The sequence below is a fragment of the Methylobacterium sp. UNC378MF genome (assembly GCF_900103195.1).
Classification (GTDB): Bacteria; Pseudomonadota; Alphaproteobacteria; order Rhizobiales; family Beijerinckiaceae; genus Methylobacterium.
The window spans coordinates 102,221-125,182 of sequence record NZ_FMWU01000002.1 but is presented as its reverse complement, the minus strand read 5'-3'; the positions used below and the strand labels follow the sequence as shown (position 1 = coordinate 125,182).

At 72.2% G+C, this 22,962-nt stretch carries 18 protein-coding genes and 2 tRNA genes; 17 read left to right on the top strand and 3 right to left on the bottom strand.

Annotation, left to right across the window (positions count from 1 at the left end; translation table 11 throughout):
* The first annotated feature begins 147 nt into the window (after positions 1 to 147).
* The 6 genes from lspA to BLT59_RS02445 all read left to right on the top strand — a co-directional run bounded on the left by lspA (position 148) and on the right by BLT59_RS02445 (position 6,750).
* Positions 148 to 663, top strand: coding sequence for a signal peptidase II (gene lspA, locus BLT59_RS02470; RefSeq protein ID WP_091776103.1), 516 nt, complete (start codon positions 148 to 150; stop codon positions 661 to 663).
* A gap of 160 nt (positions 664 to 823) precedes the next feature.
* Positions 824 to 1,489 carry a hypothetical protein gene (locus BLT59_RS02465; RefSeq protein ID WP_091776100.1) on the top strand — a complete coding sequence of 222 codons (666 nt, stop codon included), beginning with the start codon at positions 824 to 826 and terminating at the stop codon, positions 1,487 to 1,489.
* A 163-nt stretch (positions 1,490 to 1,652) separates the two neighbouring features.
* Positions 1,653 to 3,062, top strand: a complete 1,410-nt coding sequence (locus BLT59_RS02460; RefSeq protein ID WP_091776097.1) for a M16 family metallopeptidase — start codon at positions 1,653 to 1,655, stop codon at positions 3,060 to 3,062.
* 106 nt (positions 3,063 to 3,168) lie between these two features.
* On the top strand, positions 3,169 to 4,464 hold the full coding sequence (locus tag BLT59_RS02455; protein ID WP_091776094.1) for a M16 family metallopeptidase: 1,296 nt from the start codon (positions 3,169 to 3,171) through the stop codon (positions 4,462 to 4,464).
* A 247-nt stretch (positions 4,465 to 4,711) separates the two neighbouring features.
* Positions 4,712 to 5,662, top strand: coding sequence for a ring-cleaving dioxygenase (locus BLT59_RS02450; RefSeq protein ID WP_091776092.1), 951 nt, complete (start codon positions 4,712 to 4,714; stop codon positions 5,660 to 5,662).
* A 314-nt stretch (positions 5,663 to 5,976) separates the two neighbouring features.
* Positions 5,977 to 6,750 (top strand): ferredoxin--NADP reductase, encoded by a 774-nt coding sequence (locus BLT59_RS02445; RefSeq protein ID WP_091776089.1) that lies wholly within the window; start codon positions 5,977 to 5,979, stop codon positions 6,748 to 6,750.
* Positions 6,751 to 6,775: 25 nt separating this feature from the next.
* On the opposite strand, the gene BLT59_RS02440 is transcribed toward BLT59_RS02445, so the two are convergent.
* Positions 6,776 to 7,063, bottom strand: coding sequence for a helix-turn-helix domain-containing protein (locus BLT59_RS02440; RefSeq protein ID WP_091776086.1), 288 nt, complete (start codon positions 7,061 to 7,063; stop codon positions 6,776 to 6,778).
* A 603-nt stretch (positions 7,064 to 7,666) separates the two neighbouring features.
* Here BLT59_RS02440 and BLT59_RS31095 point away from each other — a divergent pair.
* From BLT59_RS31095 to BLT59_RS02435, 3 genes are all read left to right on the top strand, one after another.
* A tRNA-OTHER gene (locus tag BLT59_RS31095) sits at positions 7,667 to 7,731 on the top strand.
* 1 nt (position 7,732) lies between these two features.
* Positions 7,733 to 7,864, top strand: a tRNA-OTHER gene (locus BLT59_RS31090).
* A gap of 212 nt (positions 7,865 to 8,076) precedes the next feature.
* Positions 8,077 to 9,681: a TROVE domain-containing protein gene (locus BLT59_RS02435; protein ID WP_091776083.1), complete on the top strand. Its 1,605-nt coding sequence runs from the start codon at positions 8,077 to 8,079 to the stop codon at positions 9,679 to 9,681.
* Positions 9,682 to 9,718: 37 nt separating this feature from the next.
* Here the strand turns inward: BLT59_RS02435 and BLT59_RS02430 are convergent, their stop codons facing one another.
* Positions 9,719 to 13,165 carry a YhdP family protein gene (locus BLT59_RS02430; RefSeq protein ID WP_091776080.1) on the bottom strand — a complete coding sequence of 1,149 codons (3,447 nt, stop codon included), beginning with the start codon at positions 13,163 to 13,165 and terminating at the stop codon, positions 9,719 to 9,721.
* A gap of 183 nt (positions 13,166 to 13,348) precedes the next feature.
* Between BLT59_RS02430 and BLT59_RS02425 the strand changes: the two genes are divergently transcribed.
* From BLT59_RS02425 to BLT59_RS02400, 6 genes are all read left to right on the top strand, one after another.
* Positions 13,349 to 13,816, top strand: coding sequence for a peroxiredoxin (locus BLT59_RS02425; RefSeq protein WP_091776077.1), 468 nt, complete (start codon positions 13,349 to 13,351; stop codon positions 13,814 to 13,816).
* A gap of 92 nt (positions 13,817 to 13,908) precedes the next feature.
* On the top strand, positions 13,909 to 15,123 hold the full coding sequence (locus BLT59_RS02420; protein WP_091776073.1) for a M23 family metallopeptidase: 1,215 nt from the start codon (positions 13,909 to 13,911) through the stop codon (positions 15,121 to 15,123).
* A 186-nt stretch (positions 15,124 to 15,309) separates the two neighbouring features.
* Entirely contained in the window at positions 15,310 to 15,873 is a 564-nt protein-coding gene (locus BLT59_RS02415; RefSeq protein WP_091776070.1) for a Uma2 family endonuclease, read from the top strand.
* Between the two features lie 48 nt (positions 15,874 to 15,921).
* The gene (locus BLT59_RS02410; RefSeq protein ID WP_012318792.1) at positions 15,922 to 16,263 is read left to right on the top strand and encodes a hypothetical protein; all 342 of its coding nucleotides are present in this window, start codon (positions 15,922 to 15,924) and stop codon (positions 16,261 to 16,263) included.
* A 119-nt stretch (positions 16,264 to 16,382) separates the two neighbouring features.
* Positions 16,383 to 17,234, top strand: a complete 852-nt coding sequence (locus tag BLT59_RS02405) for a DUF1206 domain-containing protein (protein ID WP_091776067.1) — start codon at positions 16,383 to 16,385, stop codon at positions 17,232 to 17,234.
* A gap of 87 nt (positions 17,235 to 17,321) precedes the next feature.
* A complete protein-coding gene (locus tag BLT59_RS02400) occupies positions 17,322 to 19,310 on the top strand; it encodes an SDR family NAD(P)-dependent oxidoreductase (protein WP_091776064.1) in 1,989 nt (662 codons plus the stop codon).
* A 29-nt stretch (positions 19,311 to 19,339) separates the two neighbouring features.
* On the opposite strand, the gene BLT59_RS02395 is transcribed toward BLT59_RS02400, so the two are convergent.
* Positions 19,340 to 20,365 carry a cyclase family protein gene (locus tag BLT59_RS02395; RefSeq protein WP_091776061.1) on the bottom strand — a complete coding sequence of 342 codons (1,026 nt, stop codon included), beginning with the start codon at positions 20,363 to 20,365 and terminating at the stop codon, positions 19,340 to 19,342.
* Between the two features lie 325 nt (positions 20,366 to 20,690).
* Here BLT59_RS02395 and BLT59_RS02390 point away from each other — a divergent pair, with 325 nt between their 5' ends.
* On the top strand, positions 20,691 to 21,950 hold the full coding sequence (locus BLT59_RS02390) for an ABC transporter substrate-binding protein (protein WP_091776058.1): 1,260 nt from the start codon (positions 20,691 to 20,693) through the stop codon (positions 21,948 to 21,950).
* Positions 21,951 to 21,968: 18 nt separating this feature from the next.
* Positions 21,969 to 22,844 carry a branched-chain amino acid ABC transporter permease gene (locus BLT59_RS02385; protein ID WP_043386828.1) on the top strand — a complete coding sequence of 292 codons (876 nt, stop codon included), beginning with the start codon at positions 21,969 to 21,971 and terminating at the stop codon, positions 22,842 to 22,844.
* Positions 22,845 to 22,962 lie beyond the last annotated feature (118 nt).

The following is a 22,962-nucleotide window of genomic DNA, read 5'->3' as shown; positions in this document are numbered from 1 at the left end:
GGATCGAGCGCGCCCTGCTCCCTCTCCCGCACGCGAGAGGGAGCAGGGCGCGCTCCATCGCCAGCGGCGGTGCTCAACAGAGATGCGTGACCATCGTAGCCTGCGGAGAGGGACGCCCGCGCGGCGCGGGTCACTGGGTCGCCGGCCATGACCCCCTTCCGCGCCGGCCTCACGGCCCTCGTCCTCACCCTGGTCCTCGACCAAGCCACCAAGCTCGGCCTCTATTTCGGCACCGACCTCGTGCTGACGCAGCCCTGGCGGCTGGCGCCGTTCGCCGACCTCGTCGTGGTCTGGAACCGGGGCGTCTCCTACGGCCTGTTCCAGCAGGAGGGCGGCCTCGGCCGCTGGCTCCTCGTCGCCCTGTCGCTCGTCGCCGCCATCGGCCTCGGCATCTGGATGCGCCGGGCCTCCTCGCGGCTCCTTTCCGTCGCCCTCGGGCTCATCGTCGGGGGCGCCCTGGGCAACGCCATCGACCGCGCCGCCTACGGCGCCGTCTTCGACTTCGTCCACCTGCATGCCGGCGGCTGGTCGTGGTACGTGTTCAACGTCGCCGATGCGGCGATCGTGGCGGGCGTGATCGGCCTGATCCTCGACAGCCTGTCCCCGGACAGCCGCAAGGCACGGACTTCTCCGCCGCAGGGCGATCCGGCGCCGCGCCTGTGATCCCTGCAACACACAGGTCCAGCCGCATCCCCCTCCTGGCGCGACGCAGTCAAGGCGCCATACGATCGCCGGAAACCGGTCTCAGGCCGGGACCCGTCGGATCAGGCCGCGCCGCGGCCGTCCCAGAGCCGGACGCTCCGTCCGGAACCCGTGAGGCAGCATGACTGGGCATCGCAGGCTTCGTCCCCTCCTCTCCGCCGCGGTGGCCCTGGCTCCGCTCTGCGTCGTCGGGCCCGCGCACGCGCAGGAGCGCGGCGAGTTCATGCGCGACGCCCTGTCGGGCATCGGCCTCCTGGAGAAGCGCCAAGATCCGATCGACTATCACGAGCGGCCGCCGCTGGTGATGCCGCCCAAGATCGACGGCAAGGCCCTGCCCCAGCCGCGGGCCCGCTCCAGCAGCTCCGCCTGGCCGAAGGATCCCGAGATCGTGAATCGCGAGCGCGCCGCCGTTGAACGGCGCAACCCGAAGGGCTCCCAAGCTCAGGGTCGCTACGACGACAACAATGCGACGCTCTCCGTGGACGAGATGCGGGGCGGCCGCCGCGCCGGAGCGGGCCTCACGACCACCGCCGAGCGCAAGCCCGGCGACAACAACCGCGACGACAGCCTGCTCAGCCCCTTCGAATTGCTCAAGGGCAAGAGCGCCAATGCCGAGCCCTCCGACATCGAGCCGAGCCGCGATACGCTCACGGATCCGCCGACCGGATACCGGCAGTCGCCCAAGCAGCTGGTCCGTCCGCCGTCGAGCGACCCGATCAACAACGCCAGCCGCGAACGCGAAGAGGCGGATCCCGGCGCGTATCTCCGTCAGCGCGCGCAGCAGTAAACGGGGGCGCCGTGTCGCCGTTGCAACGACGACACGGCATGGCAACATGAGATGATCGTCCCGGTGCGGTTCTTGCGCGCCGGCGACCAGGACGGCCCCGATCCATGGAAGCGTCCCGACGCGGGACGCTTCCATGGATCGGGGCCGGCAGAAGGAAAGCGGAATGCACCTGTTCAGGAAGGCGACGCCCCCCCTCTTCCCGCTGCGTCCGGGCTCGTCCTACGGCGGCAGCGCCGGCCGGGGCGAGGCCGCGCCGTTCGGGCGTTCCGAGGCGGGCGGACCGGAGGTGACGGCCTTCACCCTCGACAACGGCCTCGACGTGGTGGTCGTCCCCGATCACCGGGCCCCCGTCGCCACCCACATGATCTGGTACCGCAACGGTTCGGCCGATGATCCGCTCGGCCAGTCTGGCATCGCCCACTTCCTCGAGCACCTGATGTTCAAGGGCACCGAGAAGCACCCGGTCGGGGCCTTCTCGAAGGCGGTGTCGGGCCTGGGCGGCCAGGAGAACGCCTTCACCAGCTACGATTACACCGCTTATTTCCAGCGGGTCGCCCGCGACCATCTCGGCACCATGATGGAATTCGAGGCCGACCGCATGAGCGGCCTCGTCCTCGACGACGCCGTCGTGGCGCCCGAGCGCGACGTCGTGCTGGAGGAGCGCCGCATGCGGGTCGAGACCGACCCCTCCGCCCAGCTCTCCGAGGCGATGGCCGCCGGCCTGTTCGTGCATCACCCCTACGGAATCCCGATCATCGGCTGGATGCACGAGATCGAGGGGCTGAACCGCGAGCACGCGCTGGCCTACTACAAGCGCTTCTACACCCCCGAGAACGCCATCCTGGTCGTGGCCGGCGACGTGACCCCGGACGAGGTCCGGCGGCTGGCCGAGGCCACCTATGGCCGCGTGACGCCCCAGGGCGCCCGGCCCGAGCGCGTGCGGGCCCGGGAGCCGGAGCCGAAGGCGCTGCGCCGCGTCGCCGTCGCCGATCCGAAGGTCGAGCAGCCGACCCTGCAGCGGCTCTACCTGACCCCCTCCTGCATCACCGCCCGGGACGGCGGCTGCCACGACCTCGAGCTGCTGGCCGAGGTGCTGGGCGGCGGCTCGACCTCCTACCTCTACCGCAAGTTGGTCATGGAGACTGGCCTCGCGGTCAATGCCGGCGCCTGGTACATGGGCTCGGCGATCGACGACACCCGCTTCTCCGTCTATGCGGTGCCCGCCGAGGGCGTGCCGCTGGAGAAGCTGGAGGAGGCCGTCGACAAGGTACTGCGCCGCGCGCCCGCGGAGGCGCTGGACGCCGAGGCGATCGAGCGGGCCAAGACCCGCCTCGTGGCCGAGACCGTCTACTCCTCCGACAGCCAGTCGTCCCTCGCCCGGATCTACGGCTCGGCGCTGGCGATCGGCGAGACGATCGAGGAGGTCCGCCGCTGGCCGACCGACATCGAGGCGGTGTCGCAGGATCGCCTCAAGAGCGCCGCCGAGCGCTGGCTGACGCCGGCCCGCTCGGTCACCGGCTACCTGACCAAGGCGCAGGATCCCGACGCCCCGGTTGCGATGGCCGCCGAGTAACCCCGGGTGCGTCCCTCCGGGCCCGTGACGGGTCCGGGCGGGGCGTGTGCCGAACGGGAGCCTTGGCCCGCTCCGCCGTCGCCCGAGAAAGAGACACGAGGTTCCCATGAGCTTGGCCGAGACTCTGGTCGAGACCACCGCCCAAACCGTCAGCTCCCCCACCACGGCGCTGCCGGTGACGACCGCCCCCGGCATCGAGGCGTGGCACGTCGAGTCGCCGGTGGTGCCGATGATCGCCCTGGCCTTCACCTTCGAGGGCGGCGCCGCCCAGGATCCGGCCGGCAAGGCCGGCTGCGCGCAGATGCTGGCGCGGCTCCTCGACGAGGGCGCCGGCGACCTCACCTCCGACCTGTTCCAGGAGCGGCTCGCCGCCCGGGCGATCGAGCTGTCGTTCCACGCGGGCGCCGACGCGGTCGGCGGCTCGCTGAAGATGCTGGTCAAGCATGCCGACGAGGGTATCGCGCTCCTCGCCCTGGCGCTCGCCAAGCCCCGCCTCGACCCCGACGCGATCGAGCGCGTCCGCGGACAGATCATCGCCGGCCTGCGCTACCAGCAGAACGATCCGGGCGTGCTCGCCTCCCGCCGCTTCTTCAAGGAGGCGTTCGCCGGCCATCCCTACGCCCGCCCGTCCTCCGGCACCGTGGAGAGCGTGACGGCGATCACCCGGGACGACCTGCTGGCCATGCATGCCCGCATCATCGGCCGGGGCCGGGTGAAGGTGGCGGCGGTCGGCGCCATCGGCGCCGAGCAGCTCGCCGAGGGCCTGAACCGCGCCTTCGGGGCCCTGCCGGAGGCCGGGGAGCTGAAGGCGGTGCCGCGCACCGAGGTGCACGAACTCGGCAAGCGCGTCGTCGTCGACCTCGACGTGCCCCAGTCGGTCATCCGCTTCGGCATGGCGGGTGTGCCCTGGCGCGACCCGGACTTCATCCCGGCCTACGTGCTGAACCACATCCTCGGCGGCGGCGCCTTCACCTCCCGCCTGTTCCAGGAGGTGCGCGAGAAGCGCGGGCTGGCCTACTCGGTCGGGACCTCGCTGGTCAGCCACCGGTCGGCCGCGATGACCTGGGGCTACACCGCCACCAAGAACGAGCGCGTCGGCGAGGCCCTGTCGGTGATCGGCGACGAGATCGGCCGGCTGATCACGGACGGTCCGGACGACGAGGAGCTGCAGAAGGCGAAGGATTACCTGACCGGCTCCTACGCGCTCGGCTTCGACACCTCCACCAAGATCGCCCACCAGCTGGTGCAGATCGCCTTCGAGGAGCTGGGCATGGACTACATCGCCCGCCGCAACGCCATGGTCTCGGCCGTGACCCAGGCGGATATCCGCCGGGCCGCCGCCCGCACCTTCGCGGACGGCAAGATGCTGGTGGTCGCCGCCGGCAGGCCCGTCGGGCTCTGAGGGGCAGGGCGCGGAAACGCCATTCACCGGAATCCACCGCGTCCGGGTGTCGATCGTCGCGTAGCGGCCGCGCCGTCGTTCCGGGGCGCGGCCTGGACGGGCGTGGCGCCTCTCGGACGACGACCGGTGCAGGCCGACCGCGGAGCTGCACCAGAGGAACTGGTGCCGGCCTCCTGATCCGCGGGGCGCTCGCAAAGCCGCCGACGCTCCCCACCTGAGGCGCGACGCGGCGAACCCCGGGACCGACATGCAGCTCACCGGCATCCACCACCTCACCGCGGTGACCGCCCGCGCGGCGGAGAACGTCGCCTTCTACACGGGCACGCTCGGCCTGCGGCTCGTGAAGAAGACGGTGAACCAGGACGACGTCTCGGCCTACCACCTGTTCTACGCCGACGGCCTGGCGAGCCCCGGCACCGACATCACCTTCTTCGACTGGCCCGCCCCCCGGGAGCGGCGGGGCTCCAGCAGCATCACCCGCACGCATCTGCGCGTCCCGGGCGAGGGCGCGGTGGCGTGGTGGCACGCGCGCCTGCGCGAGGCCGGCCTCGTCGAGGCCGAGCCCGTCGCGCGCGACGGGCGCCTCACCCTCGACTTCGAGGATCTGGAGGGCCAGCGCCTCGCCCTGGTGGACGATGGCGGGACCGGGCCGGAGCATCCCTGGGACGGGTCCCCGGTGCCGCCCGCCTACCAGATCCGCGGCCTCGGCCCGATCCGGCTCTCGGTGCCGGACCCGGCCCGCACCGCCGCCGTGCTGACCGAGGTTCTCGGCATGCGCCGGGACCGCGCCTTCGAGACGGGGGACGGCCCGGTGGAGGTCTACGCGATGGGCTCCGGCGGCCCGGCCGCGGAACTCCAGCTGCTGACCGACCGGTCCGCGCCGGCCCGCCAGGGCGCGGGCGCGGTCCACCACGTCGCCTTCCGCATCCCGGACGGGGATTACGAGGCCTGGGCCGACAGGCTCGGGGCGGCGCGGGTGCCAAGCAGCGGGCCGGTGGACCGCTACTACTTCCGCAGCCTCTACTTCCGCGAGCCCAACGGCATCCTGTTCGAGATCGCCACCGACGGGCCGGGCTTCACCGCGGACGAGCCCCTGGAGAGTCTGGGCGAGCGCCTCGCCCTGCCGCCGTTCCTGGAGTCGCGCCGGGCCGAGATCGAGGCCGGGCTGACGCCCCTCCGGCCCGGACCCGTCGGCTGATCGCGCCGCGGGGGGGTGGCCTGCGGCAACCCTCCCATGTCCGGAGCGGCGCTGCGGACCGTCCGCAACGACGCTAAATATTCGAACGATTCCAGGCCGTTCACTTCTTTCGCCAGTGTGATCCCGGCACGCCTTGACGGGCGTGCTGCAACTGCGAAAGAAGCAACGCGCGTGTGTTTGTATCCGGATCCGGGCGGGTTCCCTGCCGAGGATCCACCCCGCCCGAGCGGGGCGGCGGGGATCCCCCGCACCACGGGCCCCGGATCGTCGGGACCGTGAGCCGAGCGTCAGAGGATTCGAGGACTGATCCGTCGATGAGCAAGTTCTACGAGGAGCGCGTTCTGTCGGTCCACCACTGGACCGACAACCTGTTCTCGTTCCGCACGACGCGGGATCCGGCGTTCCGGTTCCGCAACGGCGAGTTCACCATGATCGGCCTGGAGGTCGAGGGCCGGCCGCTGCTGCGCGCCTACTCGGTGGTCTCGGCCAACTACGAGGAGGAGCTGGAGTTCTTCTCGATCAAGGTCCAGGACGGCCCGCTGACCTCGAAGCTGCAGCACCTGAAGGTCGGCGACCCGATCATCGTCGGCAAGAAGCCCACCGGCACACTGGTGCTCGACAACCTGCTGCCGGGCCGGAACCTGTACCTGCTGGGCACCGGCACCGGGCTGGCGCCGTTCCTGTCGATCATCAAGGATCCCGAGGCCTACGACCGGTTCGAGAAGGTGGTGCTGGTCCACGGCTGCCGGCAGGTGCAGGAGCTCGCCTACGGCGAGACCATCACCGAGACGCTGCCGCGCCACGAGTTCCTGGGCGAGATGATCTCGAACCAGCTGATCTACTACCCGACCGTCACCCGCGAGCCATTCCGCAACCGCGGCCGGATCACCGACCTGATGGTCTCGGGCAAGCTGTTCGAGGATATCGGCCTGCCGCCGATGTCGATCGAGAACGACCGCTTCATGCTCTGCGGCAGCCCCGACATGATCCGCGACACCCGCGAGCTCCTGACGTCGCGCGGCTACGAGGAGGGCAACCACGGCGAGGCCGCCCACTACGTCATCGAGAAGGCCTTCGTCGAGAAGTAGCGCAGACGCGCAGGCCGGTTCGGTTTCAGCCCGGTGCGGTCCGCCGCGCCGGGCTTTTCTGTGCCGGCGCGGACCCGGTCGCGGGGGCGGGGCGCAGGATCGCCCCGTAGCCCTCCTGCGGGTCGCCGACGAAGCGGATGCCCGCCCCTTCGAGGACCGTGCGGATCGCCGCGAGGGTCCGCGTGCGGGGCTGGACCTGCTCGCTCTCAATCATGTTCAGGGTGACGACCGAGACCGCGGCGCGGCTCGCGAGAACCCCTTGCGTCCATTTGAGAAGTCCGCGGCCGGCGCGGATCTGGGCGGCAGTGATCATGGGCCGGAGATCGCCCGAACTGAAAGAATTATCAAGTTTCCGGTTGACGCAGGCCGAGCGCGACCGTATCCACCGCGCCATCGGCCTGCCGGGACGATGATCTGAAGTGACCGCACTCTCCGGGTATCCGCGGCCTGCGCGCCGCGGCGGGAGAGTCCGGTTCCCTTCGCGTCGGTCGCCACTGGCAGACAATCGCAGTTCACCGGCGCGGGCCGGAGACGCTCGGTTATCCCTGTCACGGATCCCCCCGAGCCTCATCGACACGCCCGCGTCACCCGAAGCCCCGTTCGGACGGAGCCTGGCATGAAACAGCACGACGGCATCGACGTCGCGGCGTTCGCCCGTCCCGGGTTGATGCGACCGTTACGGTCGTATCGCGGGGCTCTCGGCCCGAGAGGCTGAGCGCGTCTCGAGGACCCTGCGGGCCGGCAGGGGACGGTTATCATCGGTAGAGCGCCGCGGGCTTGTCCCGCGGAGGTTGCGGGTTCGATCCCCGCCGGGGGCCGCGCGGTCGCCGGAGCTCATGCCCGTCCCCGACACCACGACCGCGGGGCCCGCGAGACGACCGGAGCGCCGACCCTGCGCGGATCCCGGCCGACGATGCGGGCCGGAGAGGACCGGTTATCCTCACGTCAGGGAGGTCGCGGGTTCGAATCCCGCCGGGCCGGGAGGCCCGTAGCTCAGCCCGGATAGAGCGCCCAGACACCGTTCCTCACGCCACGCCCGTATCGCCCGGACGCGGGCCGGAAGACGAAGGTTATCGGGATCCGATGGGTGCGGGTGCGAGTCCCGCCGGGCCGTCAGGCCCGTCGCTCAAGCAGAGCATCGGACAAGCCCTTCGTCGCCGCCACGCCCGGACGAAACCCCGCCACCGACCACACGAGAGACCGGCCGCGCGCGAGCGGCGGTGGACGACGCGCCGCGGCCGCGTCCCCGCCCGACCGCGCGCCGGAACGCGCCACCGGCCGGCGATCGGCCGCGATGGAGAGAGGAGAGACAGAGAGGAGCCCGCCATGACGAAGCTCGCAAAGATGTTCCGGCTCCGCGCCACGCCGCAGTCGGAGCCGATCCCCGGCACGATGCCGAACGCCGCCGGAGGCCACGCCTTCGTGGTCGGCGACTGGGCGCGGCTCGACCGCTTCCTGGTGCTCGGCTCCGAGGGCGGCTCGTACTACGCGAGCCCGCGCGCTCTGACTGCCGCGAACGCGGCGGCGGTGCAGCGGTGCATCGCGCAGGACGGTGCCCGCGCGGTCGCCGCCATCGTGGCGGTGAGCGAGGCGGGCCGGGCTCCGAAGCAGGATCCGGCGATCTTCGCCCTGGCGCTGGCCGCCGCCTCGGCGGACCTCGCGACCCGGCGCGCGGCGCTCGCGGCCCTGCCCCGGGTCTGCCGCACCGGCACGCACCTGTTCCGGTTCGCCGAGTCGGTCGAGGCGATGCGGGGCTGGGGCCGGGGCCTGCGCCGGGCGGTCGGCGGCTGGTACGCCGACAAGCCCGTGGAAGCCCTGGCCTTCCAGGCGGTGAAGTACCGGGCCCGTCAGGGCTGGTCGCACCGCGACCTGCTGCGGCTGGCCCACCCGGAGACGGAGGAGCCCGCCCGGAAGGCGCTGTTCGACTGGATCTGCCGCGGCACCGTGACCGAGGCCGCCCCCGGGATCGTCCACGCCTTCGCGCGGGTGCACGCGGAGGGCGTCGACGGGGCGGTGGCCGCCGCCCTGGTGCGCTCGCACGGCCTGCCGTGGGAGGCGCTGCCGACCAGGCTGATGGGCAGCCGCGCGGTGAACGAGGCCCTGATCGAGCGGATGCCGGTCGGAGCCCTCGTGCGCCAGCTCGGCCGCCTGACGGCCGCGGGGGTGCTCGCGCCCTTCTCGGAGGGCACCGAGCACGTCCGGTCGGCCCTGTCGGACCGGGAGCGCGTCCTCCGGGCGCGCCTCCACCCGATGGCGCTGCTGCTGGCCCTCAAGACCTACGTCTCCGGACGTGGTCAGCGGGGCACGCTCACCTGGGAGCCGGTGGCGGCGATCGTCGAGGCGCTGAACGCCGCGTTCTACACGGCGTTCGCCGCGGTCGAGCCCACAGGCCGGCGCCTCGTGCTGGCGCTGGACGTCTCGGGCTCGATGGGCGCCAGCACGGTCGCGGGCTCGACGCTCACGGCCCGGGAGGCGGCCGCCGCGATGGCGCTCGTCACCGCGGCGACCGAGGAGCACTGGCAGGTGCTCGGCTTCACCGCCGAGGGCGGCCGGGCCTGCAGCCAGGGGGCTGCGCTGACGCCGCTGCCGATCGGGCCGTCGACGCGGCTCGATCAGGCGGTGCGGGCGACTGCCGACCTGCCGTTCGGCGCCACCGACTGCGGCCTGCCGATGCGCTGGGCGCTGGAGCGGGGCGTCAAGGCCGACGCGTTCGTGGTCTACACGGACTCGGAGACCTGGGCGGGGCCGGTCCACCCGGTCCAGGCGCTGCGGGCGTACCGGGAGAAGACCGGGATTCCGGCGAAGCTGGTGGTCGTGGGGCTGGTCTCCAACGGCTTCAGCGTCGCCGACCCGGAGGATCCCGGCATGCTCGACGTGGTCGGCTTCGACGCGGCGGCACCGGCCGTGATCACGGATTTCATCCACGCGTGAGACAGGGTCGGGCGGCTCTTCCGGGCTGCCCGCCCTATTACTGCGGCAGCCCCGGCAGCCCGTCCGCGAAGGGCCCGCCGCCGGCGCTGAACAGCTTGCGCAGGAAGCCCGGGGCGATCGCCGAGAGCGGGTTCACGCTCACGTCCGGCGAGGCGAGCTTGCCGGAGACGCGGAAATTGACCGCGAACAGGCCCTCGTTGTGTCCGCCCCCGAGGAGCGGCCCGAGCAGCGGCAGCTGCGAGGCCACGTTGTTCAGGCCGTAGAGCGGCACGAAGGTGCCGGTCATGTCGGTGCGCTCGCGGCCGGTATCGAGCCAGCCCGACAGGGTGAAGCCCATGGCGGCGTTCGAGATCGCGGCGTCGCTGAAATCGACGCGGGTGCCGGTCCGAACGAAGTTGGCGCGCATGCGGTCGAAGGTGACGTCGCCCGCCCCCCGGCCCGGGGCGACCCGGCGGCTGCGCGCCGTCTCCGCGTCGGTCGGCTCCGGGCCCTGCGCCATGATGCTCGACAGCGCCGGCTCGTTGCGCAGGATGAAGTCGCGGATCTGCACGACGCCCGATTGCGGCCCGTCATTGAGGCCGATCCCGGCCGAGAGCCGGCCGCCATACATCCGCCGGTAGACATCGACGAACCGCAGTGTCGCGCCGGCATCGGCCGTCTCCACCGCCAGGGTCGGCACGCCGCGCTCGCCGCGGGTGACCGTGGCGGCGAAGGGTGCCGCGCGGAAGCGCCCGGTGATGTTGGCGGCCCGCAGGGTCTTCCCGTGCAGGGAGAGCTTCAGATTGGCGCCGGTCAGCGCCTCCTCGTTGAAGCCGGCGACGATGGGCACCTGGATGTCCGCGTCGATATCCTTCGGGTTCGCGTCCTTCGATTCTCTGCCCCCCTTCGGATCGGAGGCGCCCAGCGATTTCAGGAAGGGCCGGGCATCGACCACCGCGCCCCGGACCACGACCTTGTAGCCGCTGTTGGTCCGATCCAGGCTCACGCGCAGGTCGTCGCCGGGGGAGAGCTTGACGCTGGTCAGGTCCGCCCGTTCCAGGCCGCCCTCGGGCGTGATCGTGACGGTGCCGCGCGCGCTGGCCGGGGCCGCGTCGAGGGCGAAGTCGCGCAGGTCTAAGCTCTGGCCACTGTCGACGAGGGTGAAGGTGAGCCGCCCCGGCTTGCCCGGGGGCTTCGTCAGCCCCGGGATCAGCCCGTCGATCCCGGCCTTCGCCAGATCCGCCTCGACCCGGATCGGCGGCTTGCCGGACCCCGGCCGGCCGATCTGCACCACCGCGCGGACCGGGATCGTGCCGGTGAGCTGCGGCGCGGTCGGCAGGCCCTTCCGGCCGCGGACCGCCTCGTCGAGCGACACGTTGATCACCGCCTCGCCGGGCTGCCCGACCTTCGGCTGGCGCAGGTCGACCGACATCGGCGCGCCCGCGACCCGGCCGTCGCCCTTCAGCGCGAAGGCGCCCCGGTCGTAGACGAGGTTGAACCGGCCCGATTCGAGCCGGTCCCGGCCCATCACCTTGTCGACCGAGAGGTCGGCCAGCGAGCCGGTCAGCGTCACCGGCAGGTCCGGCAGGTCGGGGATGTGCTTGAGGTCGAGGGGGAAGTCGACGCGCAGGTCGGCGCTGCCCTTGATCGTGGCCGGCTCGAGGTCGACGCTCATCACGCTCTTGAACAGCTTGGCCTGCAGAACCGAGGCCATGCCGTCGGCGCCGCCCGAGAGCCGCATCCCGATCTGCGCCACGACCCGGTCCGGGGTGATCTGCGGGATGACGAAGCTACCGTCCGAGATGGCGAGCCCCCGCCCGTCCGGCCCGTGGACCTCGGCGGTCACGTTGCGCACCGTAGTCGAGCGCCCGGTGATCACGCCGACCACGTTGCCCTTGGTCACCGGCGGGGCGTCCGCGGTGACGTCGATGGCCGCGTCCGAGACGTGGAAGTCGATATGGACCGCGTCGTCCGGGGCCGGGTCGCCCCGAGTCGCGGCGGCCAGGACCGAGCCCGACATCTTCACCTTGATGTCGACGGAATCGATCCGGCCGCGGCGGAGCTGGTCCACCAGGTAGGCGCGGGCCGGCGGCGCGATGTGCTCGGGCCAGAGCCGGAGCCCGGTGCGGACCTCGCCGTCGTGGCCGGCGAGGTGGAGGGTCAGGCCGCCGTCGTCGGCACTGGTGCCGATTGTGCCGGTGATCGCGCCCTTTACGCCGGGACCCGACAGGGTGAGCGCGTCGATGGCGATGCCGCCGTCGCGGCCGGAGAGCTGTGCGTCCAGGGCGTCGATCTTCACCGGCGCGTCCTGCGGGGTCGCCCCGCGCAGGGTGGCGTCGCGACCCGCGAAACTCGCGGTCCAGGTCGTGCTCGCGTCCGGAGGACTGCCCTTCCACGCCCCGGTGAGGTGCACGGCGTTGCCGGCCCCGCGATAATCCAGGCCGGTGAGCGACATCACACGTCCGGCCTCGTCCCAGTCCAGGGACGCGTCGAGGCTCTCGACCGTGACGGGATTGAAGTCCTTCTCCTCGATCAGGAACGTGCCGTCGCCGGTGTGGAGCTTGGCGTTCATGGTCCGGATGCGGCCGGCCGTCAGGCTCACATCGGCGCGGGCCGAGAGCTTCAGGTCCGTGGTCAGCGGCAGACCGGAGTGGCCGGAGAGCAGCAGGAGATCGGTGACCGGCAGGTCGTCGAGGGTGATGACGCCCGAGCGCTCTTGCCCGTCCGCGCCGTCGCGCAGCGTGCCGCCGAAGCGCCACTCGCCGTGCGGCCCGTCGAGCCGCAATTCGAAGTTCCGGGTCCCGTTGACCGGATCGCGCCCGAACAGGCCGTTGACCCGCGCGAACACCGCGCGCTCGTGGCCGTCCTCGTCGATCAGCCGCAGCCGCGCATCGGTGACGCGGGCGCGGTCGAGGGCGCCGACGACGCCGCTCGGATCGAGGACGATCCCGAAGATCGACGCGATCGCTGCGGAGAGGGGCGATACGCTGCCCCGCACCCCTTCCACGCTCGGCGGTGTGTGCGGCGCGACGTCGGCCGGATGGTTGGCCTCCGAGGCCGCGAAGGCGATGGAGCCGTCCCGGTGCAGCAGCGCGGTGGTCTGCGTCTCGCGGAACTCGATCGAGCGCGGCTGGAGGTTGAGCCGCAGGAGCCCCCAGGGGTCGAGGCTGACGAGTGCCAGGGGCGCGCGCACCACGAGGTCGCCCTGCGGATTGCGGATGTCGAGGCCGGAGAAGCGGAGGCTCAGGGCGTTCTCGCGGTCGAGTTCCAGGCTGCTACCGCGCAGCCCGATGCTCCAGCCGGGTCCGATCCGCTCGGCCACCGCGGCCGCGACGCGGCGCGACAGGCCGTCGATCTGCAGCGGGCCGTTCGACAGGCGCAGGGCCACGAGACCGACACCGGCGCCGAGGAGCAGCACCAGCGCGAGGGCGCTGACGAAGCAGACGCCACCCACGCGTCGCGCCCGCCCCCGAGGCCTGCCTGCCGACGTTGTCTCGTCCGCCATCGGGACCTTTGTTCCGGGGGCTCTGCACACGGTGCCGTCGGGCTCCGCGGCCGGTGGATCGAAGCGCGCCCGCGCTTTACAGCGACCGCGACTCCGGGCTTGGCTCGGACGTGCGCGGCGCAATCGCTCGAGGCCGCGCACGAGATCGGTTGCACATCATCAATCGGCCGAAAGGAAGGCACGATGCCGCTGTCAGAGGGGGATCTCGCCCCTGATTTCGACCTTCCCGCCTCGGGCGGAGGGCGCGTCGGATTGTCCGCGCTCAAAGGTCACAAAGTCGTGCTCTACTTCTACCCGAAGGACGACACGAGCGGATGCACGCTTGAGGCGCAGGACTTCAACGGTCTGCTGCCGGCCTTCGCGGAGTCGGGCGCCAAGGTCATCGGCCTTTCGCCGGACCCGGTGAAGAGCCATGACAAATTCTGCGGAAAGTACGGGCTCACCTTCCCGCTCGCTGCCGACGAGGACAAGACCGTACTCGAAGCCTACGGTGTTTGGGTCGAGAAGAGCATGTACGGGCGCAAATACATGGGCGTGGAGCGCACCACCGTGCTGGTCGACCGCGAGGGGCGCATTGCCAGGATCTGGCCGAAGGTGAAGGTGCCGGGACATGCCGAGGCTGTGCTGGCGGCTGCTCGCGCGCTGCCTTGACGCGTCTTCCCTTGACCGGCCGGACGACCCGGCGCGCGACGGATCCTTAACCCTACTGAGGTCTGAGTGGCGGCTCTCCCGGGGCCGTCCCGATGCATCCTCCGAAGTTCCTCGCGCGTCTCATGCTGCACCGGCCGGCTCCTTGGCTTGCCGTTGGCCTCGCCCTGGCGCTGGTCTGGGCGCTCGGCGCCACCTACCTGATCGTGTTCCACGACGACGTGCTCGCCGGCTTCGTGGCCCGGCAGGCCGCCCTGCGCGACGCCTACGAGGCACGCATCGGCGCGCTTCAGGACCGCCTCGACGGCGATCGGCGCGACAGGGTCGGCAGCGAGGCGGGGTTGGCCGACCGCGTCGCGGCCGCCCTGGAGCGCCAAGCCGAGCTGGAGCGGCGCACCGCGGCCCTCGCCGACCTCGAGCGGCAGGCGCTGTCCGAGCCCATCACCACCGGCGCCCTGACCGGGCGGTCCGATGGGGGGCACAGCGAGGATTACGACGATCTCTTCCTGCGCCCGACTGAGGGCCCGGCTCCGGCGCCGCGATCTGCCCTCGATCCCCTGCCCGGCCGCGGCGCGCGCGAGGCGGAAACCGGGCTGATCCGGCTGGAGGCCCGGCTCGACGGCCTGCAGGCCGCCCAGGGCGAGCGCCTCGCCGGCCTGGCCGTCCGGGCCGGGAACGCAGTGCGGCGGTTACGCAGCCTGATCGGCCGCACCGGCCTCGACCCGGACCGCTTCGGCGCGGCGGTGCCGGCCGCGGGCCTCGGCGGTCCTCTGGTCCCTCTGGACGGCCGCGCCCTGGACGGCGCCGGCTTTACCGAGGGGCTGGCGCTGGCCCGGCGGACCCTCGATGATGGCGAGCGGCTGCGCCGGCTCGCCGCCACCCTGCCCCTGGCCCGCCCGATCCGAGGGCACTCGGCCGTGTCGAGCCCGTTCGGCACGCGCGTCGACCCCTTCACCCGCGGCCTCGCCCTGCATACCGGGCTGGACCTGAAGGCGGAGTACGGCGAGCCCGCCCGCGCCACCGCGCCGGGCCGGGTGGTCGCCGCCGAGGCCGTCGGCGGCTACGGCAACATGGTCGAGATCGATCACGGCCACGGCCTCACCACCCGGTTCGGCCACCTCGCCCGCATCGCGGTCCGCCCCGGGCAGCGCGTGGCCGCGGGCGACGTAATCGGCGCCGTCGGCTCGACGGGGCGCTCCACCGGGGCGCACCTCCACTACGAGACCCGCATCGACGGCGAGCCGGTGGATCCGCAGCGTTTCCTGGAGGCCGGCGCCACCGTCGCGGCGGCCGGGCTCGGCGCCGACTGAGTCGTCGCGGTGGCCGCCATGTGCGGGCCGCCGAGTCGCGATCGGAGGCCGCCCCGGCATCAGCCGTGACGCGCGCGCTCCAGGGCGCGCTGCCGGCGCGCGACGCCCGCGCGGGGGGCCTGCCGAGCCGGAACTGTTGCGGGCGGCCGGCCCGGTGCTACGATCCGGCCGAGCGGGGGATCGGCGATGGCTCTGGCCGCGAAGCGCGACGCGCGGATGGATGTGTCCGAGTTCAGGCTCTGGGTGGAGGGCCGGCCCGCGCACGAGCGCTGGGAGCTGCTCGACGGCGAGCCCGTGCTCATGGCGCCGCCGCGGGAGCGGCATCAGGCAATCGTCGCGAACCTGATCCGCCGAATCGGCGACTTCGCGGATGCCAAGGGCTGCCGCGCCATGCCGGGCCTCGCGATCCTCAGCGCCGCGATGGACGATTTCGCCCCGATCCCCGACGTGGTGGTGCGGTGCGGGCCGCCCCTGCCGGAGGGCTACGCGGCCGACCCGCTCCTCGTCGCCGCGGTGCTCTCGCCCTCGACGATGAGTCTCGACCGTGGCCGGAAGATCGACTTCTACCGGACGGTGCCGAGCCTCGCCGTGCTCTTGATCGTCTATTCCGACGAGGCGCGGGTCGAGGTCTGGCGGCGCGAAGGCGACGACTGGAGCGTCGCGCCCCTCGGGCTGGACGGTACCGTGTCGCTGCCGGAGCTCGACGGCACCGTGCCGGTGCGCGACCTCTATCGCGGGCTCGCCTTCTGAGCGCCCGCACCCCACCTGATCGAACGGCGAAGCATCAAGGCACCGGACTTGCCCCATTTCGAAGATTTCTACGCGGCCAAGCTGCGCGGCTCCCTCGGCGTCACCGACGCCGAGTCGGTGCTTGACCTGCGCGGCACCAACCGGGCGACCGCCGAGGCCTCGCTCAAGGACATGCTGGAGCGCAGCCGCTTCGCCAAGGGCAAGACCGTGGCGATCCGGCTCGACCCGCCACCCGAGGGCGGCGGCGAGACCCTGTTCCAGCCGGCGGGGCGCCTGCTCCTCGACGCGAAGCGCCGCGGCCTGATCGAGCGCCTGCAGACCCTGCCGGCCCAGGACGGGCTCGGCTTCTACGTGGCGCTCACCGGGCGGGCCGAGCGGACGCCGATGTAGGCGGCCCCGAAGGTTGTGCCGGCAACGGATCGGGTGGGCGCCGCCAGGCGTTGATCGGTCCCGCCCGACAGGATGCCGCCCGTGCCCGCTGCCCGATTCCCCACTGCCCGGCCCCGCCGATGAGGACTCTTCCCGGCGGTCGCAACACGATCGAGCGCATCGCCCGCTTCGGCTACGGCGCCCGCGGCGTGGTCTACATCGTAGTCGGCGGCCTCGCCTTGCTGGCGGCACTCGGGCATGGCGGACGGGCCGGCGACAGCAAGGATGCCCTGCGCGCCGTGATGGCCGGGCCGTTCGGGGCGGCCGTCGTCGGTCTGATCGCCCTCGGCCTTGCCGGCTTCGCCCTCTGGCGCCTCGTCGAGGGGATCACCGATGCCGACCGGCGGGGCACCTCGGCCAAGGGCCTCGCGGTGCGCGGCGCCCACCTGATCAGCGCCGTTCTCTATCTCGGTCTCGCCGCAAGCGCGGCCTCTCTCAGCCTCGGCCTGGGCATGAGCGGCGGCGACGGCGTGCATGACGGGACCGCGTGGCTCCTCAGCAAGCCCTTTGGCCGCTGGCTCGTGGCCCTCGTCGGCCTCGCGGTCGTGGGCGGTGGCTTCGGCTTCCTCGGCAAGGCCTGGCGCGGGGACGTCACGGACCGGCTCGCCCTCGACGCTCAGGACCGTGACCGCTGGGCCGGCCCGATCGGCCGGTTCGGCTACGCGGCACGGGGCCTCGCCTTCCTGATCATCGGCGGGTTCCTCGTCGCGGCGGCGTGGCACCAGCGCTCCTCGGATGCCAAGGGCCTGACCGAGGCCTTCGCGCTGCTGCGCGCCCAGCCCTACGGCTGGATCCTCCTCGGGCTCGTGGCGGCCGGCCACGCCGCCTTCGGGGCCTTCGGGCTCATCCAGGCCCGCTACCGGCACATCGACGCCCCCGACATCGACCGGGTGGACGACGCGGCGGGCGCGGCCGCCCGGGCTCTGGGCTGAGGCTCGCGCGCCCTCCGGCCCCGGACGGGCCGCGTTGACAGGGCCGGTGCCGCGGCGGATACCCCGCGGCATCCCATCCGGCACACGATGCAGCAGCGCCTCTATAAGACCGCGGTGATGGTGACCCACGACCTCGCGGCGACCGCTGCCGCCGTGGTGCTCACCTTCCTGTTCCGCTTCCAGGGCGGCATGCTGGCCGAGCGCCTGCACGCCCTGCCCCTGCTGCTGCCGCCGTTCCTGGTCTTCGCCGGCCTCGTCTACGGCCGTTTCCGGCTCTACCGGACCAAGTGGCGCTTCGCCTCCCTGCAGGACCTCGCCGGCATCGTCCGGGCGGCCAGCGTCCTGGCCCTGGCGCTCCTGGTGACCGACTGGGTGCTGGTCTCGTCCGACCTCTACGGCTTCTACTTCTTCGGCAAGATCGCGATCCTGCTCTACTGGGTCCTGCAGATCTTCTTCCTGGGCGGCACGCGCCTGGCGTTCCGCTACCTCAAGGACACCCGCTCCCGGCAATCGAGCGCGCGGGCCGCCACCGTCCCGACCCTGCTCCTCGGGCGCGGGGCCGACATGGACGTGCTGATCCGGGCGATCGAGTCGGGCTCTGTGAAGAAGCTCGCACCGCGGGGCATCCTGTCGCCCCGCGCGGACGAGCGCGGGCAGTTCATGCGCGGCGTGCCGGTGCTGGGCGGCTTCCCGGATCTCGAGCGCGTGGTCGCCGACCTCGCGGGCCGCGGCGAGCCGGTGCGGCGGCTCGTGGCCGCCCCGAGCGCCCTCGTCCCCGAGGCGGCGCCGGACGACCTGATCGCCCGCGCCCGGCGCCTCGGCCTGCCCCTCGCCCGCGTGGTCGGCCTCGGCGAGGGCGTGCAGGGGCCGGAACTGGCGCCGCTCGAGATCGAGGACCTGCTGCTGCGGCCGACCGTCGCCATCGACCGGCCGCGCCTGGAGGCGTTCCTCGCCGGCCGCCGGGTCGTGGTCACCGGCGGCGGCGGGTCGATCGGTTCGGAGATCTGCCTGCGGGCCGTGGCCTTCGGGGCCGCCGCCGTGCTGGTGCTCGAATCCTCCGAGCCGGCGCTCCACGGCATCCTCAGCCACCCCGCGATCCTGGCCGCGGAGACCGCCGTGACCGGCGTGCTGGCCGATATCCGCGACCGGGAGCGGACGCACGCGGTGATCGCGGCGTTCCGACCCGACTACGTGCTCCACGCCGCCGCGCTGAAGCAGGTGCCCTACCTGGAGCGGGACTGGCAGGAGGGCATCAAGACCAACGTGTTCGGCTCGATCAACGTCGCCGAGGCGGCGGTGGCGGCCGGCGCCCGCGCCCTGGTGATGATCTCCACCGACAAGGCGATCGAGCCGGTCTCGCAGCTCGGCGTCACCAAGCGCTTCGCCGAGATGGTCGCCCAGGCCCTCGACGCCGAGCAATCCGTGCGGCCGGACCACCCGACCCGGCTGATCGCCGTGCGGTTCGGCAACGTGCTGGGCTCCGTGGGCTCCGTGGTGCCGGTGTTCAAGGCGCAGATCGCCCGGGGCGGCCCGGTCACCGTCACCCACCCCGACATGGTCCGCTACTTCATGACCGTGCGCGAGGCCTGCGACCTCGTGCTGACCGCGGCCTCGCATGCCGACGGCGAGGCCCGCGGCGGCGCGGAGCGCGCCGCCGTCTACGTGCTCAAGATGGGGCAGCCGGTGCGGATCGCCGACCTCGCCGAGCGGATGATCCGCCTCGCCGGCTTCGAGCCCGGCACCGAGATCGAGATCGCCTATACCGGCGCCCGGCCCGGCGAGCGGCTCAACGAGATCCTGTTCGCCCGCGAGGAGCCCCGGATCGCCCTGCCGGGCATCGACGGGGTGATGGCGGCGCGGCCGGTCTTCGCCGACCGGGACCGGCTCGACGCCTGGGTAGCGCGCCTGCGCGACGCCGTGGCGGCCGGCGACCGGGCGGCCGCCGATTCCGTGTTCGAGGCGGCCATCCCGCATTTCCGCGAGCGCGCCGTCCTCCGTCCCGGGCCGCCCCAGGAGGCCGTGGAAGCGATCGGCGATCCGCCGCACGCCGACGCCGCACCCTTCGCCCTCGGCTGATCCCGGCGGCTTCCAGGCCGCCGCGGCTCTCACACCGTCGCGATCGGCGTCGTCGGCGAGCCGACCGCGCCGGGCAGGCGCAGCGGCGGGGCGGTGAGCAGGAAGCGGCTGCGGCCGCGGGCCCGCAGCCAGTCGGCGAGCGGCGTCAGGTGCCACAGCTCGCCGAGATTGACCCCGAGCTTGAACAGGCAGTGCTCGTGGAGCGGCAGCGTCGCGCAGCAGGCGGGGCCAGGGCCCGCCGGGTAGGCCTCCACCGCGTAATTGTCGGCGATCAGCGCGCACAGGCCGGAGCGTGTGATCCAGTCGAGGAGGCGCGGATCGCGCCCGTCGAGCCCGGCGCAGAGGTTGTGGACGAGCTTCGGGTCCGGCTCGCCGCCCATGGCGATCAGCCGCTCGGCGAAACCCGTGTGCAGGCAGACCATGTCCCCGGGCTCCACCACGACGCCGTCGGCCTCCAGGATCCGGGCGAGCTGGTCGTAGCCCACCTTGGTCTTGGCGTCGCCGAGATGGGCGCGCAGGTCGATCATCACGGCCCGGCCCTGCATGCCGGTCTCGGCGAGGCGCTCGATCCCGAGGCGCTTCGCCCGGGACGGCTGGTCCGCCGCCTCCGGGGCGCTCGGCCCGACGATATCCCGGCCGCCGCGGAAGCCGTTGTAGAAGGTCGGCGCCGCCCCAGTGCCGTCCGCGTCGAACAGCGAGCCGACATGCGCGAGCGAGTCCCACTGCGTCGAGTATTGCAGGTGGATCAGCGCCCGGTCGTCGCAGACCACGTCGGTGGCGCCGTCGACCTCCTCGCAGACCGGGAAGTTCATGTTCGGCCGGCCGTCGGCGCGGCGGGTCGGGGTGATCTGCGGCGGGTGGCGACGCGGGTTCAGGACGTTTCCGCCCGGCAGGTCCAGCGGCAGGCTGAGGCAGAAGGTGAGCCCTTCGCGCACCTCGGCGACGCCCTGCAGCACCTTTTCGGGGGTGAGCAGGTTCAGGCGCCCCAGCTCGTCGTCGGGGCCGAAATCCCCCCAGGTCGAGCCCTCGGGCCGCCGCGTCCAGCGCAGGGTCATGCCTGTGGTTCCCCTGCCCGTGCCGGCCGCGGAGCGGGTCGCTTCCTGCGGCTCCAGGGCCGCGGTCCGGGGCGAACCCCGGCCGCGGCCGAGCGTGCGTTCCTCACCAGACCGTGCCCTTCTTCGAGGCCACTGGGCCCGCGCATCGCAGGGCCGCTGCGAGACTAGGACGCTGTGGCGCGCGGCGATAGTCCAGGGGGAAAACGACTCCGTGCAAACGTCACCGGCCGGTCCCGATCGGCCCCTTGTGATCCGTCGGAGCGCGGGTACAGTTCGTGCCAAGCCCGCGAATATAAAATTCGGGCATTGGGATGAGGGAACGCCGATGTCCGAGACCGTGCGCGCCGCCGCCCGGATTGCGCCGATTCGGCGCGCGCTGCCCGCGCTGGTCGCGGCGGGGCTGGTCGCCGCCGGGCCCGTGCGAGCCGCGGATCCGATCAGGATCGGGGTGATCGCCGAGGCGCAGTCGGTGGCCGGGGCCTCGATCCCCCAGGCGGTGCAGCTCGCCGCCGACGAGATCAACGCCAAGGGCGGCATCGAAGGGCGCCAGATCCAGGTCGTCACCTATGACGACAAGTCCTCCGCCTCCGACGCGGTCCGCGCCTTCCAGCGGGCGGTCTCCGAGGACAAGGTCAACTTCGTCATCGCCAGCTACATCTCGGAGGTCGTGCTGGCGCTGATGCCCTGGGCGGCCCGGCTCAAGACGCCGATGATCACGCCGGGCGCGGCTTCGAACGAGATCAGCGTCGCAGTCCACAAGGACTACGCCCGCAACAAGTACACCTTCCACGGCTACCTGACCTCGCACGCCCTGGCGCAGGCGGTCTGCGATTCGGCCAAGGAGGTGCTGGTCGAGAGGCTCAAGGCCAAGACCGCCGCGATCATGAGCGAGGACGCCGCCTGGACCCGGCCGCTGGACGCCGCCTACCAGGAATGCCTGCCGAAATCCGGGCTCAAGGTGGTGGAGCATGTCCGCTTCTCGCCGGACACGGGCGACTTCACGCCGATCTACAACAAGATCGAGGCGGCCAAGCCCGACCTGATCGTCACCGGCATCGCCCATGTCGGCGTGCAGCCGACTGTGCAGTGGCAGAACCAGCAGGTGCCGATCGCCATGACCGGCATCAGCGGTCAGGCGACCTCCTCGACCTTCTGGGCCAACACCAACGGCGGGACGCAGGGCGTGCTGTTCGACAGCGTGGCGCTGCCGGGCGTGGCGCTCACCGAGAAGACGATTCCGTTCGCCGACGCCTTCACCAAGCGCTTCGGCGGCGCGCCCTCCTACGCGGGCTACATGGCGTACGATGCCGTCTACTACACCGCCGAGGCGATCAAGCGGGCCGGCTCCACGGAGGCCGACAAGCTCGTCGAGGCCCTGGAGAAGACCGACTACGTCGGCACGGTCGGGCATCTCAAGTTCTACGGCAAGGACGACCCGTTCACCCACTCGATCCAGTACGGGCCCGGCCTGATGACCAGCGTGCTCGGGCAGTGGCAGAACGGCAAGCAGGTCGCGATCTGGCCGGCCGCGACCGCCAACGGGGCCATGATCCTGCCCCCTGCGGTCAAGCCGGCGGTCCAGTAGGCGGGCGGGGAGAGCGCGGTGATCGGTCTCCAGATCCTCGTCGACGGTTTCGCGATCTCGGCCCTCTACGCGCTCGGCGCGATGGGCTTCACCCTGATCTTCGGGGTCTCGGGCGTCCTCAACCTGACGCACGGCGCCCTGATGGTCATGGCCGCGGTGGCGGCCTGGGCGGCCTCGGCTTTGTTCGGCCTCGGCTCCTACGCGGGCGCGGCGATCGGCGTGCTGTGCGGGCTCGCGGGCGCCCTCGTCACCTATTTCGCCGTCGTGGCGCCGATCGAGCGCAGCCGGGCGATCCCGCGAGAAGAGAAAGAAATCTTCGTGCTCACCGGCACGCTGCTCTGGGGGATCATGATCCAGGAGCTGGTGGCCTACTTCTTCACCGACAATCCGAAGACCGTGCTGCCGCTCATCGAGGGCGTGGTCGAGATCGCGGGCGTCCGCACGCCGAAGAACGAGCTCTTCACCGCGCTGATCTGCTGGGTGGTGATCGGGCTGCTCTGGCTGTTCGTGAACCGGGCGCGGGCCGGCAAGGTCCTGCTCGCCGCCTCCATGAACCCGCGCGGCGTCACGCTGCTCGGCCACGACATGGCGAAGATCTACGTGGCGGTTTGGGCGATCTACGGCCTGCTCGCCGGCATCGCCGGGGTGCTGCTCGGCATGTTCCTGGGCGTCTCGTCCTACTCGGTGGGGCCGCTCACCGCGAGCGCCTTCTCGATCGTGGTGCTGGGGGGGTTGGGCAGCGTCACCGGCTCGCTGATCGCGGCCTACGTGGTGGGGTATCTGGAGACGGCCACCGCCTACCTGATCTCCCCGGCCTACCGGGTGATCCCGGCGCTGCTGCTGCTGGTCGCCGTCATGTACCTGCGCCCGCAGGGCCTGCTGGGGCGGCGGTGATGGCTGTTTTCCTGGCTGGCCCGCGCCGCGTCTCTCCCTCCCCCCTTTGCGGGGGAGGATATTCACGCATCGCTGGTCGCTGGGCTCTCTCCTCCCCGCAAGGGGGAGGGGAAAGCGC

What these genes read in the sequence shown, in the direction of transcription:
- BLT59_RS02440 (WP_091776086.1), bottom strand. Translation starts at nt 7,063, where the DNA reads ATGATCACTGCCGCCCAGATCCGCGCCGGCCGCGGACTTCTCAAATGG.
- BLT59_RS02455 (WP_091776094.1), top strand. Translation starts at nt 3,169, where the DNA reads ATGAGCTTGGCCGAGACTCTGGTCGAGACCACCGCCCAAACCGTCAGC.
- BLT59_RS02450 (WP_091776092.1), top strand. Translation starts at nt 4,712, where the DNA reads ATGCAGCTCACCGGCATCCACCACCTCACCGCGGTGACCGCCCGCGCG.
- BLT59_RS02445 (WP_091776089.1), top strand. Translation starts at nt 5,977, where the DNA reads ATGAGCAAGTTCTACGAGGAGCGCGTTCTGTCGGTCCACCACTGGACC.
- BLT59_RS02425 (WP_091776077.1), top strand. Translation starts at nt 13,349, where the DNA reads ATGCCGCTGTCAGAGGGGGATCTCGCCCCTGATTTCGACCTTCCCGCC.
- BLT59_RS02415 (WP_091776070.1), top strand. Translation starts at nt 15,310, where the DNA reads ATGGCTCTGGCCGCGAAGCGCGACGCGCGGATGGATGTGTCCGAGTTC.
- BLT59_RS02395 (WP_091776061.1), bottom strand. Translation starts at nt 20,365, where the DNA reads ATGACCCTGCGCTGGACGCGGCGGCCCGAGGGCTCGACCTGGGGGGAT.
- BLT59_RS02435 (WP_091776083.1), top strand. Translation starts at nt 8,077, where the DNA reads ATGACGAAGCTCGCAAAGATGTTCCGGCTCCGCGCCACGCCGCAGTCG.
- BLT59_RS02390 (WP_091776058.1), top strand. Translation starts at nt 20,691, where the DNA reads ATGTCCGAGACCGTGCGCGCCGCCGCCCGGATTGCGCCGATTCGGCGC.
- lspA (WP_091776103.1), top strand. Translation starts at nt 148, where the DNA reads ATGACCCCCTTCCGCGCCGGCCTCACGGCCCTCGTCCTCACCCTGGTC.
- BLT59_RS02460 (WP_091776097.1), top strand. Translation starts at nt 1,653, where the DNA reads ATGCACCTGTTCAGGAAGGCGACGCCCCCCCTCTTCCCGCTGCGTCCG.
- BLT59_RS02405 (WP_091776067.1), top strand. Translation starts at nt 16,383, where the DNA reads ATGAGGACTCTTCCCGGCGGTCGCAACACGATCGAGCGCATCGCCCGC.
- BLT59_RS02420 (WP_091776073.1), top strand. Translation starts at nt 13,909, where the DNA reads ATGCATCCTCCGAAGTTCCTCGCGCGTCTCATGCTGCACCGGCCGGCT.
- BLT59_RS02400 (WP_091776064.1), top strand. Translation starts at nt 17,322, where the DNA reads ATGCAGCAGCGCCTCTATAAGACCGCGGTGATGGTGACCCACGACCTC.
- BLT59_RS02465 (WP_091776100.1), top strand. Translation starts at nt 824, where the DNA reads ATGACTGGGCATCGCAGGCTTCGTCCCCTCCTCTCCGCCGCGGTGGCC.
- BLT59_RS02430 (WP_091776080.1), bottom strand. Translation starts at nt 13,165, where the DNA reads ATGGCGGACGAGACAACGTCGGCAGGCAGGCCTCGGGGGCGGGCGCGA.